The sequence below is a fragment of the Shewanella hanedai genome (assembly GCF_007197645.1).
GTDB lineage: Bacteria > Pseudomonadota > Gammaproteobacteria > Enterobacterales > Shewanellaceae > Shewanella > Shewanella hanedai.
In genome coordinates this window covers 22,360-37,296 of the sequence record NZ_VKGK01000010.1, presented here as the reverse complement: position 1 = coordinate 37,296, position 14,937 = coordinate 22,360, and the positions used below count along the sequence as shown (strand labels likewise).

Genomic DNA, 14,937 nt, shown 5'->3' with positions numbered 1-14,937 from the left:
ATGTCTAAGCAGTTTCATTGTGTCACAGTGGGCAATCCAAATGCGGGTAAATCGACACTTTTTAATGCGCTAACTGGGGCGAATCAACAGGTAGGTAACTGGTCTGGCGTCACGGTAGAGAAGAAAACCGGTTTGTTTACGCTGAGCGGGGCTGATGTTTATCTAACAGATCTTCCCGGTATCTACGACTTGTTACCCGCAGGCAATAGTTGTGATTGCTCTCTTGACGAGCAGATAGCGCAGCAATACCTTGCCGAGCAGCGTGTTGATGGCATTATCAACTTAGTTGATGCGACGAATATTGAAAGGCACCTTTACCTTACGGTGCAACTGCGTGAACTCGGTATCCCTATGGTTGTGGTGTTGAATAAAATCGATGCTGCTAAAAAGCATGGTATCGAGATCAACACCGCTGAAATGAGCGAAACATTAGGCTGTCCAGTGGTCAGTGTGTGTTCTCGTGCGCAAGGTGATATTGAAAAAGTTAAAGCTCAAGTAGTTGGCCTTCTTGAAGGTAAAGTGTCTGAAGCCCCTTTAGTTCTGGAGTACGGTTCTGAAATTGAAACGGGAATTGCCACTCTGTTATCTGGCGAAGAAGAGCTAAGTCGTGGACGTGCACTCGCCATGCTGGCTAATGGCCAATGCTGTAGTCCGTCTAAAAATAGCGTGTTGGAAGAAGAAGTGAGTCAATGTTCAGATGTGTTGTCTAACCAAGGCAAAGATATCGAGATCATGATTGCGACTACGCGCTTTGATTTTGTTCAAAGTGTGTATGATTCTTCGGTGAAAGCGAATGGCGCTGAAACCATCAGTGATAAGCTAGATAAAGTTATTTTACACCCGATTGCTGGTGTGCCTGTTTTTCTGTTTGTCATGTATTTGATGTTCATGTTCAGTATTAATGTGGGCAGTTCGTTTATCGACTTTTTTGATATTACAGCGGGCGCATTATTTGTCGATCATCTTGGCGCATTCATGGCAAGCATGGGATCTCCTGCTTGGTTAGTGACCATTATTGCGGGTGGTGTCGGTCAAGGTATTCAAACCGTCGCGACGTTTATTCCCGTTATTGCCGCTTTGTTCTTGGCACTTTCAGTATTGGAAGGCTCTGGATATATGGCTCGTGCAGCCTTTGTTGTTGATGGCTTAATGCGTCGAATTGGCCTGCCTGGAAAAGCATTTGTGCCCATGATAGTCGGCTTTGGTTGTTCAGTGCCGGCGATTATGGCAACGCGTACGTTAGGCAGTGAGCGTGAACGTATTGTCACGGGCATGATGGCGCCGTTTATGTCATGTGGTGCTCGATTACCGGTATATGCACTTTTTGCTGCAGCGTTCTTTCCTGAGTCTGGGCAAAACTTAGTTTTTCTTCTCTATATTATCGGCGTGCTAGCAGCTGTAGGGACGGGGTTATTACTTCGTTCAACACTATTACCAGGCTCAAGCAGTGCTGTTGTGATGGAGCTTCCAAGCTACGAAAAGCCTAAATTAAAAACGGTACTCAATCGTACCGCTAAACGTACTAAGAGCTTTATTTTTGGTGCGGGTAAAACCATTGTTATTGTGGTGACGTTACTCAACTTCGTTAATGCGATAGGCATAGATGGCACATTTGGGCATGAAGACAGCTCTGAATCTGTCTTGAGTGTTGCCAGCCAAAAAGTAACCCCATTCTTCGCCCCTATGGGAGTTGAGCAGGATAACTGGCCAGCCACAGTTGGTATTATTACAGGTATTTTCGCTAAGGAAGCGGTTGTGGGGACTTTGAACAGTCTATACAGCACGCCTAATGATGGAGATGAGGAGTTAACGCCTTTCATTGAATCGTTAAATGAAGCTATTGCGACAATTCCTGAAAACTTATTCGGTATTCAGCTCGATGATCCACTTTCATTAAATGTTGGAGATGTCTCTTCGCTTCAAGCTGCTTCAGAAGAGCTTGAGGTTGATACTTCGACCTTTACAGCACTTCAAGCTGGTTTCTCTGGAGTGACCGCTGCATTTGCTTATCTACTCTTCATTTTGCTTTACACGCCTTGTGTTGCAGCAATGGGAGCGTTAGTTGGTGAGTTTGGTGGACGTTGGGCTGCCTTTGCTGGGATGTGGACGTTTGCTTTGGCTTACGGCACGGCAACGGTATTTTATCAGGCGGCAACGTTCAGTGCGCATCCTCTACAATCAGGTTTATGGATTGGATTCTTCGTCTCGGCTTTGATCTTCTTTTACCTTTGGTTAAAGCGTAAAGCAAAACGCAGTCAGACAATCATCCCAGGTATCAAAATCATTACTGAATAATTACATTTCAGTGTTAAAAAGCAGCGTTTATCGCTGCTTTTTTGTTTTATCAAGCTTAGTTTTAAATAATTCTGAATCAGGCGTTGTATCTCTGTCTGAGATATAGGATCATATTTTTAATTACATCAAAATATATCGTTCTTTAAGAGGAATATCATGAGTCATCTGGACAGCGAAGTTCGTCCTAGTAACTTCATTCGTAGCATCATAGATGAAGATCTTGAAAGCGGTAAGCACACCAGTGTGCATACTCGTTTTCCGCCGGAGCCTAATGGCTTTCTTCATATTGGCCATGCAAAATCTATCTGCCTCAATTTTGGTATAGCGAAAGATTATAAAGGTCAATGTAACTTACGTTTTGATGACACAAATCCTGAGAAAGAAGATATCGATTACGTTCATTCGATTCAGGACGATGTGAAGTGGCTTGGGTTTACATGGGATGGTGATATTCGTTATTCATCAAACTATTTTGACCAGTTGCACCAATATGCCATTGAGTTGATCAATAAAGGCTTAGCCTATGTTTGCTTTCTTAATGGTGAGCAGACCCGTGAATACCGCGGAACATTGAAAGAGCCTGGCAAGAACAGTCCTTACCGTGACACCTCTGTTGAAGAGAACCTTGAGCTATTCGAAAAGATGCGTAAAGGTGAATTTAAAGAGGGTGAATGTTCGCTGCGCGCTAAAATCGATATGGCATCATCATTTATGTGTATGCGTGATCCGATTATCTATCGTGTCCGTTTCGCTCATCATCATCAAACGGGTGATAAGTGGTGCATTTATCCAATGTACGACTTTACTCACTGTATCTCTGATGCGATTGAGAATATCAGTCACTCTTTGTGTACGTTAGAGTTTCAGGATAACCGCCGTTTGTATGATTGGGTACTGGATCATTTAGATGATTTTCAGGCGCCTAACCGTACTCATCAGTATGAGTTCTCTCGCTTAAATCTTGAATACACCTTGATGTCTAAGCGAAAGCTTAACGATCTTGTGGTGCGTGAGCTTGTTCAAGGTTGGGATGACCCTCGTATGCCAACGATTGCAGGTCTGCGTCGTCGTGGTTATACCGCGGCTTCAATTCGCGAATTCTGTTTGCGTATTGGCGTGACTAAGCAAGATAACATGGTCGAAGTGGCAATGTTAGACGCCTGTATTCGTGAAGAACTGAATGAATCAGCGCCTCGTGCGATGGCCGTTATTAATCCGGTTAAAGTGATTATTGAGAACTACCCTGAAGGTCAGCTTGAGACTTTGAATGCTCCAATACATCCGAGCAATGAAGAGATGGGAACGCGAGAGCTAACGTTTGGTCGCGAACTTTACATCGATGCTGATGATTTCCGTGAAGAAGCTAACAAAAAGTACAAGCGTTTAGTGCAAGGCAAAGAGGTACGTTTACGTAACGCTTATGTGATTAAAGCTGAGCGTTGTGATAAAGATGCTGATGGTAAAGTCACGACGATTTACTGTAGCTATGATGACGAAACATTAGGTAAGAACCCATCTGATGGACGCAAAGTAAAAGGGGTTATTCACTGGGTTGAAGCAACGACTGCTAAACCTGCCGAGTTCCGTCTTTATGAGCGTTTATTTACGGATGCTAACCCTGCAGCTGCAGAGACTGTTGATGAGGTGCTTAACCCTAATTCACTGGTCGTCGCTCATGGTTTAGTTGAAGCGAATCTTGTTAATGCTGAAGCTGAAAAAGCTTACCAGTTTGAGCGTGAAGGTTACTTCTGCGCTGATAGCAAGGATTCAACGCCGGAAAAACTTGTGTTTAACTTAACTGTTGCGTTAAGAGATTCGTCTCAGTAATTAATTGTTGAAGTTACTGCACTAAAAAGGCTTTAGGGTTATCCCTAAAGCCTTTTTGTTATCTTAGGATTTCTATTTAAATCTATTTACACCGCCATTGGACCGAAACCCATACTCCATAAAATAACGCTTGAAGCCATTAAACCGACTAACAGAACGAGCCCTGCAGTAACCACGGAACTTGCGTAAATGAACCCTTTCTCTTCTGGGATATTCATAATAATCGGTACGCCGGTATAGAGCAGGTATACTGAGTATGCTAATCCAAGTAGTCCAATGACCATCACAAACCATACCGCAGGATAAAGTGCAGCTAAACCTACCATGAACAGCGGCGTCGCCGTGTAAGAGGCGAGTTCTAATGCTTGAGTAAAGCTTGGGTCTGCATCGAAAGTTTTAGCCATCCAAAATGCCAGATAAGCTAAGCCGAAAACACCGGCGATTAAGCCAAAATACATGCCGACAGACATTAACATTGCACTATCTTGAGTGAGGAACAGTGGATCACCAACGCCTAAATTCCAGCCAATTTGGGTGGATGCGATAAAGGTGCAAAATACTGGAATGAGTGCGACTAAAACCACATGACTTAGGCTGCTTTTCAGCGCCTCATGATTCTGTTCAATTGTGTGCCACTCTTCTTTTGGATGAGTGTATAGCCCCATTAAGTGGTTCAATATCATTATAATTATCCTTGTTTAGCTTAACTTTTGCTCGCCAAACTGCAGACGAACCCTCTATACCCTAATTCTATAAATGAACATTTCGAGTATTAGCCATTGGTCTGCTCCCAAAGACCATGCGGCTCACGATACCTATCCTAATAATGTATAGATAAAAAGGTATGGTATAAGTTTATTTATTGAACAAAAACGAGTGGGAGTCAAGTTAACTTTGTTATTGATTTGTTGATCTTTATCCGTTTTTCGATTCTTAAACACAGTTTTTTTTGATTTGATTGACGGAATTATTAAGTCTATTGATTGATTAGAAGGGGCAAAATTAGCAGGGTATTTCAGTTTAAGTAGCTGGTATAATATTGATAAATACGTGTCGCTTTTTCAATGAGAGATTAAAGACAACATGCAAGACTTGTTAGCGCCGATACATGCTTTTCTTAAATGTGAAACACCCGATAGCTGGATCCAAACCGCAGTTAAACCTGAAAACCTAGCCACATTACTGATCGATCACTGTAATTGTGAGCTAAAGGCTGCGCAAACTGCGATGTTTTTGGTGAGAAAATACGCAATTGATAAGGACAGTGGTCAGATTTTGCTGGATTGGGCTAAGCCTTATGAGGAGTTTGTGTACCGTAAAGATAGGGATGTAGATGCTTTCTTAGCAAGGAACAGTAAAAAGAATGATACCGCGATCAATCTTATTGCCAAGCCAGGTTTTGAACAGGGACAAGCTTTGATCAGCAAAATGGTGAGATTGATTAAAGAGGAGTTTCATCATTTCGAGCAAGTGCTAGAAATTATGCAAGAGCGGGACATTCCTTATGAGAATCGCCGAGCAGGTCGATACGCAAAAGGGATGATGAAAATGGTGCGGACTCATGAGCCTGCTGCAATGATCGATAAACTTATTATTGGTGCGTTTATTGAAGCGAGATCTTGCGAGCGTTTCGCGAAGCTTGCTCCCTTTCTTGATGATGTGCTTAATAAGTTTTATGTTTCCTTACTGCGTTCTGAGGCTAGGCACTATCAAGATTACTTACTGTTGGCTGAGGATATTGCAGGTGGTGATATCAGTGATCGCATTGCTGTTATTGCTGAACGTGAAGCTGAACTTATTAGCTCAATAGATCCTGAATTTAACTTCCATAGCGGTGCTCCCCAATAGGCATTATTGGAATTGAGGGTAGGGGATTTGGTATTACGTCTTTACTATTAGATTAAAGATCGAGATCTGAATTTAGCGGGCTGCTTGATAGCTCTGTGTTATTGGCGCTGATGCTCAAAATGCTCGTTTGATCGTACCAATCACCCACCACAATTCGTTTTTTTGAAATGCCAGATGTAGTGGTTATATCATGGATATTAGGGCGATGAGTGTGGCCATGGATCATCTGTAAGGTGTTTGTTTGTTCCATGAGTGCATCAACGGCTTCAGCCTCTACATCCATGATCATCATACTTTTATACTGGTTGCTTTGTGCGCTTTTATTACGAATTTTTTGGGCGATGCTGATGCGCTTTTTCTTCGGCAGCTGCCCATAGAGCCATTTGACGGCCGTTAGGTTTCTAAAGCATCTAAATCTCTGGTATGACTTGTCTAAAGTACATAGGCTATCGCCGTGAAGAATGACTGTCGGTACACCGTAGAGATCGAGTTTGTACACTTCTGGTAGCAAAATCATGCCAGACATTTGGGCGAATTTTTTGCCGATCAAAAAGTCACGATTGCCATGGATGTAATAGATAGGAAGACGGGCTGAAATCGTTTTTAATTTTGCGGCTAGAGCAAGCGCAAAAGGTTCTGCAATGTCATCACCTATCCACACTTCAAACAGGTCGCCTAAAATATAGAGTGCTTCGACATCATTGAGTTCGTTATCGAGGAAGAGATTAAAGGCTGCGGTGATATCAGGGCGATCAGCACATAAGTGCAGATCGCCAATAAAAAGTGTGCGCATTAAACTGACTTATTCAGCGTCAGCAATGGTTACTTTTTCGATAACAACAGCTTCAAGAGGGACATCTTGATGCATGCCACGGTTACCGGTGCTAACCGCTTTGATCTTATTGACGACATCCATACCGGCAGACACTTTGCCAAATACACAGTAACCCCAACCTTGAGAAGTCTCAGACTTAAAATCAAGGAAAGTGTTGTCGTTGATGTTGATAAAGAACTGAGCCGTTGCTGAATGAGGATCAGAGGTTCTTGCCATTGCAATAGTACCAACAAGGTTCGATAAACCATTGTTAGCTTCATTCTTAATGGTTTCACCATTGTCTTTTTGAACCATATCTTCTGTGAAACCGCCACCTTGAACCATGAAACCGTCAATAACACGGTGAAAAATAGTTCCGTCAAAGAAACCATCTTTAACGTACTTGGTGAAGTTTTCTGCAGTGATAGGCGCTTTTTCTGCGTCTAGTTCTAAAACGATGTCACCGTGATTGGTATGAAGAGTGATCATGATTTGATTCTCATTAAATTGAACAATATAAATAGTGGCAGGATTCTAACGTAAATGCGTTAGAGCATAAAGAGCTAGTGCCTATAATTGCCGCTAAAGAAGTGCATTTATCTGCTTTGATGGCTAAAACACTCTTAAAGATTAAAAATGTGTTTACCCTAGCCTCACAATCGCTTAAAACTAATGGAAGCACCTGTTTGCCAATGATAGACTAAACCCACTATTTTATTTGTTTTTGTAGAAGAGAATGTCGATGTTGAAGCTATACAACAGTCTGAGCCGCCAAAAAGAGGAATTCAAACCAATACAGCCCGGTAAAGTGGGCATGTATGTGTGTGGGATAACCATCTATGACCTCTGTCATATTGGTCACGGGCGTACTTTTGTTGCTTTCGACATGATCGTGAGATATTTACGTTATTCTGGTTACGACGTTAATTTCCTGCGCAATATTACCGATGTTGATGACAAGATCATTAAGCGTGCGGCAGAAAATAATGAAAGCTGTGACTCGCTGACAGAACGTTTGATTGGTGAGATGCACAGAGATTTCGATTCATTAAATATGAAACGTCCTGATTTTGAGCCTAAAGCAACATTGCACATGCCTGAAATTATCGAGATGGTCGAAACACTTATCGAAAAAGAGCATGCCTATGTGTCGAGCAATGGTGATGTGTTGTTTAGTGTTTCATCATTTCCTGAGTATGGTCGTTTATCAGGGCAAAACTTAGAACAACTCCAAGCAGGCGCTCGCGTTGAAGTAGAAGACACTAAACGCGATCCGATGGACTTTGTTTTATGGAAAATGTCTAAGCCGGGTGAACCTACATGGGAGTCACCTTGGGGACCAGGTAGACCAGGATGGCATATTGAATGTTCAGCGATGAACAGCAAACATCTTGGTCAACATTTCGACATACATGGTGGCGGCAGCGATCTTCAGTTTCCACATCATGAGAATGAAATTGCACAATCTTGCTGTGCCCATAACACACCGTATGTGAACTACTGGATGCATACCGGTATGGTCATGGTTGATAAAGAGAAGATGTCTAAGTCTCTTAATAACTTTTTCACCATCAGAGACGTGTTGGCTCACTATGATGCTGCGACAATTCGTTATTTCTTATTGTCCGGCCATTACCGTAGTCAACTTAACTATTCAGAAGATAACCTTAAGCAGGCTAAATCTGCGTTAGAGCGCTTGTATACGGCACTTAAAGATCTGGATTTAACCGTTGATCCTGCAGCGGCTGAAAACTTTGTTGCTAAGTTTAAGCAGGCGATGGATGATGATTTTAATACCCCTGAAGCTTATTCAGTCTTGTTTGATATGGTGCGTGAGATTAACCGCCTTAAATTGACGGATATTGCTCAAGCGTCCGCGCTTGCTGTGCGCTTAAAAGAGTTGGCAGACGTACTTGGAATATTAGATCAAGACGTTGATACCTTCTTTAAAGGTGAGACCAATGACGATGAAGTGGCTCAAGTTGAAGCGCTGATTGCCGAACGTAATCGAGCAAGAGTCGAGAAAGATTGGCCAGCTGCTGATGTTGCACGTGATGGCTTAAATGCCTTAGGTGTGATTCTCGAAGATGGACCTAGCGGTACGACTTGGCGTAAAAAGTAACTTGTACAGTCACCATTAACGCATAAAAAAGCCTGCAGCTGCAGGCTTTTTTGTACAAGGCAGAAAATGTTCCAGACATTACTCTGCATTTCCTCCATCCGTGGAGGTCAGATGTACTTATCCCCGATCGCAGGGTACCTGCAATGCTCCCTGCATTTATTGGCATTCCCTACATCCATGTAGGTCAAAGCGATTGAGGGGATTTATGTTTGAAACATGTAACTTTGACGGTTTAAGTGTTAGTCGTGAAACTGCTCTGCCGCATAAAGAGTATTTTCTAATAGGCTTGCAATGGTCATGGGGCCCACGCCGCCAGGAACGGGTGTAATAAAGCTGGCATTTTGCGCCGCGACATCATATTGAACATCACCCACAAGACTGCCATCTTCAAGACGATTAATCCCCACATCAATAACTAAGGCACCTGGTTTAATCCATTCACCAGGAATAAAGCCTGGTTTGCCTACCGCGACAACAACCAAATCAGCTTGTCTGACTTTTTGCTCTAGGTTACGGGTAAATCGGTGGCATATGGTCGTGGTACAACCAGCAAGTAAGAGCTCTAAGCTCATTGGACGGCCTACGATGTTTGATGCACCAACTACGATGGCATCTAAGCCATACGTATCAACCCCAGTTGATTTAATAAGTGTCATAATCCCCATCGGAGTACATGAACGTAACACTGGCATACGTTGTGCCAGTCGCCCTACGTTATAAGGGTGAAAACCATCAACATCTTTATCGGGACGAATACGTTCAATAACGTTAGATTCAGCAATATGAGCTGGCAGGGGTAACTGAATCAAAATACCATCGATGCTAGGATCTTCATTGCACTCATCGATGAGTGAAAGTAGTTGCTCTTCAGTTGTACTGGTTTCCAGATCGTATGAGCGAGACAAGAACCCGACCTCTTCACAAGCGCGTCGCTTACTGCCAACATAAACTTGTGATGCTGGATCTGCACCAACTAAAATAACCGCTAAACCTGGTGCTCTTTTACCAGCTTCTTTACGGGCGGTTACTTTTTCTTTGAGCTGTGTTCGAATGGATTGGGCAATGGCTTTTCCATCGATTCTTTGAGCTGTCATCTGGGGGGGATTTCCTTAATAAGGCGCGATAATAAAAATCGCCGACATTTTAACAGGCGTTAGACTTGGTGTCATTTAATAACCTAAATAACAAACCGTTCTTATATACGGATAATTTGTCCTTTAGACGAGAGTGTTAATTTTAAAAAGCGAAAATGCTCATAGTGAGCCATGATGAACTAAATATAAGTACTGACTTACGGTATTGGTAACATAAAATCGAGCAGACCTCAGCAGGTTACGAGGTGTATTGCGAAGTAAATCTAGCCATCTTGTTGGATTTTTAACTGATCTAAAATGCGATAGTCTGTAAAATGAGCAGGCAAACTTTTCTTTATAAAAAAGCGTTGACGACTGTGAGGTGAGGGGATAAGATGCGCTCCGTTCTCAACGAGAAGGCTAACTAGCTTCGCTTGAGATGAGACTTGTTATTCATCCCAAAATTGAATTGCATTTAAAGGTCTCAACAATTTGACATTAATAGTTAATACATTACTTTCATATCAGTTTATGAATTGAAAGTTAAGCAGGGGTAAGCTCTGGTATTAACAGAATATCAAAAAAATAACACTCGGTGATTAGCGCAGCCCGGTAGCGCATCTGGTTTGGGACCAGAGGGTCAGAGGTTCGAATCCTCTATCACCGACCACTTGATATTTATTTGCTTGAAAGAGCGAGTAAAGTGAAAATATATTTCACGCCAGTTTAGGATGTGAGTTGTGAATTAACTCATTTTCGAAGCGCCCGTAGCTCAGTTGGATAGAGCACCCGCCTTCTAAGCGGGTGGCCGCAGGTTCGAATCCTGCCGGGCGCACCAAGTATCAGTGGTGATTGTAGCTCAGTTGGTAGAGTCCCGGATTGTGATTCCGGTTGTCGTGGGTTCGAACCCCATCAGTCACCCCATTTCTTTGTAAGAATGTAAAAAAAGCGACCTAAGGTCGCTTTTTTTACATCTGAAATTCACGTTTTGTGGTCGACTCTGCTGAAAAGCGTGGCTATAATGTCGCGTCTTGATAAACATCAATTATGAATGACTAGCACTGCAACTGAGTTATTACGGGCTGTCTAGTCAAATTTTAAGATCAAGAAACGAATACTTTAATAGTTGATAACTCGACTATATACCCAAACTACATCGAAATGCAGGATTCAGCATGTCGAGAAGTGACAGAGTTCAAGGCATGAAATTGCTGGACTAGTTGTTCTAATTCAATTTTTCATAACACAGAAAAATGTTACTTCTCGCCTTGCCCTTTGGGAGTTCCCGTAGAATATCTGTACTGTGTTGGTGATATCAAAAAGGGAATAGCCATTCTCTCAATCACCGTCTTGTTCAGCTATCCTACGGGAGCTCTGAAACGAGCATTTTGAAATAGTTTGGGTATAAACAAAGAACGTTAGACTTATTTTGAGGTAAAAAAATGCAAGTTTCTGTTGAAACAACACAAGGCCTAGAGCGCCGTTTGACAATTTCTGTTCCTGCCGACCAGATTGAGAAAGCTGTAAACGATAGTCTAAAAAGCGAAGCTAAGCGCGCTCGTATCCCAGGTTTCCGTCCAGGAAAAGTACCTGTAAGTGTCATCAACAAGCGTTATGGCAATGCTATTCGTCAAGATATCACTGGCGAAGTCATGCAGCGTAATTTCGTTGAAGCGATTATCGCAGAGAAATTAAACCCAGCTGGCGCACCAACATTTATTCCTGGTGAATCAGATGCAGAAAACTTCCAGTTTGTTGCAACTTTCGAAATCTACCCAGAAGTAGAGTTGAAAGGACTTGACGCTATCGCTGTTGAGCAACCAACTTCAGTCGTTACAGATGCTGACGTTGACACAATGATCGAAACACTACGTAAGCAACACGCTACATATGAAGCTGTTGAACGTGCTGCAGGCGATGGTGACAAAGCTAAGATTAATTTCGTTGGCTCTATCGACGGTGAAGAGTTTGAAGGTGGAAAAGCTGAAGATTTCGAACTTCAACTAGGTTCTGGCCGTATGATTCCTGGTTTTGAATCAGGTGTTGAAGGTCATAAAGCTGGTGAAGAGTTTGAGATTGACGTGACTTTCCCTGAAGATTACCACGCTGAAAACCTAAAAGGTAAAGTTGCTAAGTTCGCTATTACTTTGAATGAAGTACAAGCAGCTAACTTGCCTGAAGTGAATGACGAATTCGCTACACTTTTCGGTGTCGCTGAAGGTGGTCTAGACGCACTTAAAGCTGAAATCAGCAAGAACATGAGCCGTGAACTTGAACAGGCGCTTAAAGCGAATGTTAAAGAGCAAGTGCTTAATGGTCTGCTAGAGCAGAACGAACTTGATCTTCCATCTGCTCTTGTTGCTGGCGAAGTTGAAGTGTTGCGTAAGCAAGCAATGCAGCGTTTCGGTGATCAAGCTGCAAACATGCCTGAGCTTCCAGCTGATTTATTTACTGAACAAGCTGAACGTCGCGTGAAAGTTGGTCTATTATTGGGTGAAGTCATTAAGACTAATGAGCTGAAAGCTGAAGACGAACGAGTTCAAGGACTTATCGCTTCTATGGCTTCTGCATACGAAGACCCAAGTGAAGTTGTTGAATATTACAACGGCAATCAAGAGATGATGCAGAACATGCGTAACGTTGCTCTTGAAGAACAAGCTGTTGAAGCATTGCTTAAAACTGCAAAAGTGACAGAGAAAGCCGTCAATTTTGAAGAATTTATGAACAAAGCTACTCAACAAGGTTAAGCTTCGCTTGACTTAAATGGTTGTTCACCATTTATAATGGCTCGTATGAGGTTCCTCATTCGAGCCGTTTTTATTTAGGGATTATAAATAATGCAAAATGCACCAGAATCAGTACTAAACGCACTCGTTCCTATGGTGGTTGAACAAACCGCTAAAGGTGAACGTTCATATGATATCTATTCTCGTCTTCTTAAAGAGCGCGTTATCTTCTTAGTTGGCCAAGTTGAAGAGCATATGGCTAACCTCATCGTGGCTCAGTTACTGTTTTTGGAGTCAGAGAACCCAGATCAAGAGATCTCTCTTTATATCAATTCACCAGGTGGTTCTGTGACTGCAGGTATGGCGATTTACGATACGATGCAGTTTATCAAGCCAAATGTCAGCACTGTTTGTATCGGTCAGGCTGCTAGCATGGGTGCATTTCTTCTCGCCGGTGGCGCTAAAGGTAAGCGTCATTGTCTACCTAATTCACGCGTCATGATCCATCAGCCACTCGGTGGTTTTCAGGGGCAGGCTTCTGATATCGCAATCCATGCGCAAGAGATCCTTGGCATTAAAAATAAATTAAACCAAATGTTGGCAGAGCATACTGGTCAACCTTTGGAAATTATCGAACGTGATACAGACCGCGATAACTTCATGAGTGCAACTCAAGCTGCTGAATATGGCTTGGTCGACACAGTGTTTAATCAACGGGGCTGATTTTTGTCTACGGCTGAGCTATTATGAGTTTAAGCTGTAGGTGATTTAGACACGTAGTGCAGACTGTTCAAGAGGTAGAGTAATGAGCGATAACAAAAGTACAGGTGATAGTGGGAAACTACTCTACTGCTCTTTTTGTGGAAAGAGCCAACATGAGGTAAGAAAACTCATTGCTGGCCCTTCAGTATATGTTTGCGATGAGTGCGTAGAGCTCTGCAACGATATCATCAGGGAAGAGATTAAAGAGATCTTACCTAAACAAGATCAAGATAAGCTGCCGACTCCACATGAGTTACGAGCGCATCTAGATGATTATGTTATTGGACAAGAGAAGGCTAAAAAGGTCCTTTCAGTTGCAGTATATAATCATTATAAGCGTTTAAAGAATGCCACTCCGAAAGACGGTGTCGAGCTTGGTAAGAGTAACATCTTACTTATCGGTCCTACTGGTAGCGGTAAAACTTTACTAGCAGAGACACTTGCGCGATTCTTGAATGTCCCTTTCACCATGGCCGATGCAACCACGCTTACTGAAGCGGGTTATGTGGGTGAAGATGTTGAAAATATCATTCAGAAGCTACTGCAAAAGTGTGACTATGATGTTGAAAAGGCACAGCGCGGTATCGTTTATATTGATGAAATCGATAAAATCAGCCGTAAGTCTGACAATCCATCAATTACACGTGATGTTTCTGGTGAAGGCGTTCAGCAAGCATTGCTTAAGCTGATTGAAGGCACTGTTGCTGCTGTACCTCCACAAGGTGGACGTAAGCATCCACAGCAAGAGTTTTTACAGGTTGATACCTCTAAGATCCTCTTTATCTGTGGTGGCGCATTCTCTGGATTAGAGAAAGTGATTCAACAGCGTGCTCACACTGGTACAGGCATTGGTTTCAGTGCTCAAGTCAAAGGTGAGGATGACAAGGCGACGATTTCAGAAACCTTGATGCAAGTTGAACCAGAAGATTTGGTAAAATATGGTTTGATACCAGAATTTATCGGACGACTACCAGTACTTGCAACGCTTGCAGAGCTTGACGATGACGCCTTAGTACAGATTTTATCTGAGCCTAAGAACGCACTGACAAAGCAATTTGCAGCCTTGTTCGAAATGGAAGAGGTTGAGCTTGAATTTCGTGAAGATGCACTTAGAGCTATTGCGATAAAAGCAAAAACACGTAAAACAGGTGCTCGTGGTCTACGTTCTATCGTTGAAGGTATTTTACTCGATATTATGTATGATTTACCTTCTGCGGATAATGTGGCAAAAGTTGTCATAGATGAATCTGTCGTAAAGGGCGAATCAACTCCTATACTCATTTATGAAAATAGCGAGTCTCAAGCTGCTGGCGCTGAACAATAATTCAGCGGATCAACCGCAAGCAGAAAAACAGGAGCCTATATGGCTCCTTTTTTATACTCTCAGCTTATTAAATAGCTATTAGCTATTGAAATTAATGAATTCATCCCAATATACTGATAAGTATTATCATCAAACGGAATCGAGCT

The 14,937-nt window shown here is 42.5% G+C and carries 11 protein-coding genes and 3 tRNA genes; 10 read left to right on the top strand and 4 right to left on the bottom strand.

What is annotated here, in order from left to right; translation table 11 throughout:
- Together feoB and glnS are read left to right on the top strand one after the other, a co-directional pair.
- Positions 1-2,295 (top strand): Fe(2+) transporter permease subunit FeoB, encoded by a 2,295-nt coding sequence (feoB, locus tag FN961_RS09970; protein WP_144040035.1) that lies wholly within the window; start codon positions 1-3, stop codon positions 2,293-2,295.
- A gap of 156 nt (positions 2,296-2,451) precedes the next feature.
- Complete coding sequence (gene glnS / locus FN961_RS09965; RefSeq protein WP_144040034.1) at positions 2,452-4,122, top strand: glutamine--tRNA ligase; 1,671 nt, start codon at positions 2,452-2,454, stop codon at positions 4,120-4,122.
- An 86-nt stretch (positions 4,123-4,208) separates the two neighbouring features.
- Here glnS and FN961_RS09960 read toward each other — a convergent pair whose 3' ends face one another.
- Positions 4,209-4,805, bottom strand: a complete 597-nt coding sequence (locus FN961_RS09960) for a Yip1 family protein (protein WP_144040033.1) — start codon at positions 4,803-4,805, stop codon at positions 4,209-4,211.
- A 400-nt stretch (positions 4,806-5,205) separates the two neighbouring features.
- Here FN961_RS09960 and miaE point away from each other — a divergent pair, with 400 nt between their 5' ends.
- Positions 5,206-5,970 (top strand): tRNA isopentenyl-2-thiomethyl-A-37 hydroxylase MiaE, encoded by a 765-nt coding sequence (gene miaE / locus FN961_RS09955; protein ID WP_144040032.1) that lies wholly within the window; start codon positions 5,206-5,208, stop codon positions 5,968-5,970.
- Between the two features lie 52 nt (positions 5,971-6,022).
- Here miaE and FN961_RS09950 read toward each other — a convergent pair whose 3' ends face one another.
- On the bottom strand, positions 6,023-6,763 hold the full coding sequence (locus tag FN961_RS09950; RefSeq protein WP_144040031.1) for a UDP-2,3-diacylglucosamine diphosphatase: 741 nt from the start codon (positions 6,761-6,763) through the stop codon (positions 6,023-6,025).
- A 9-nt stretch (positions 6,764-6,772) separates the two neighbouring features.
- Positions 6,773-7,273, bottom strand: a complete 501-nt coding sequence (locus tag FN961_RS09945) for a peptidylprolyl isomerase (RefSeq protein WP_144040030.1) — start codon at positions 7,271-7,273, stop codon at positions 6,773-6,775.
- 253 nt (positions 7,274-7,526) lie between these two features.
- On the opposite strand from FN961_RS09945, the gene cysS reads away from it, so the two are divergent.
- The gene (gene cysS, locus FN961_RS09940; RefSeq protein WP_144040029.1) at positions 7,527-8,906 is read left to right on the top strand and encodes a cysteine--tRNA ligase; all 1,380 of its coding nucleotides are present in this window, start codon (positions 7,527-7,529) and stop codon (positions 8,904-8,906) included.
- 239 nt (positions 8,907-9,145) lie between these two features.
- Here cysS and folD read toward each other — a convergent pair whose 3' ends face one another.
- A complete protein-coding gene (folD, locus tag FN961_RS09935; protein WP_144040028.1) occupies positions 9,146-10,000 on the bottom strand; it encodes a bifunctional methylenetetrahydrofolate dehydrogenase/methenyltetrahydrofolate cyclohydrolase FolD in 855 nt (284 codons plus the stop codon).
- 572 nt (positions 10,001-10,572) lie between these two features.
- Between folD and FN961_RS09930 the strand changes: the two genes are divergently transcribed.
- From FN961_RS09930 to clpX, 6 genes are all read left to right on the top strand, one after another.
- Positions 10,573-10,649: transfer RNA gene (locus FN961_RS09930), tRNA-Pro, on the top strand.
- A 91-nt stretch (positions 10,650-10,740) separates the two neighbouring features.
- Positions 10,741-10,817: transfer RNA gene (locus FN961_RS09925), tRNA-Arg, on the top strand.
- A 10-nt stretch (positions 10,818-10,827) separates the two neighbouring features.
- Positions 10,828-10,903 (top strand) — tRNA-His (locus tag FN961_RS09920).
- A gap of 518 nt (positions 10,904-11,421) precedes the next feature.
- Positions 11,422-12,726: a trigger factor gene (gene tig, locus FN961_RS09915; RefSeq protein ID WP_144040027.1), complete on the top strand. Its 1,305-nt coding sequence runs from the start codon at positions 11,422-11,424 to the stop codon at positions 12,724-12,726.
- Positions 12,727-12,816: 90 nt separating this feature from the next.
- Positions 12,817-13,428 (top strand): ATP-dependent Clp endopeptidase proteolytic subunit ClpP, encoded by a 612-nt coding sequence (gene clpP, locus FN961_RS09910; protein WP_144040026.1) that lies wholly within the window; start codon positions 12,817-12,819, stop codon positions 13,426-13,428.
- A gap of 82 nt (positions 13,429-13,510) precedes the next feature.
- Complete coding sequence (clpX, locus tag FN961_RS09905) at positions 13,511-14,791, top strand: ATP-dependent protease ATP-binding subunit ClpX (protein WP_144040025.1); 1,281 nt, start codon at positions 13,511-13,513, stop codon at positions 14,789-14,791.
- Positions 14,792-14,937: the final 146 nt, after the last annotated feature.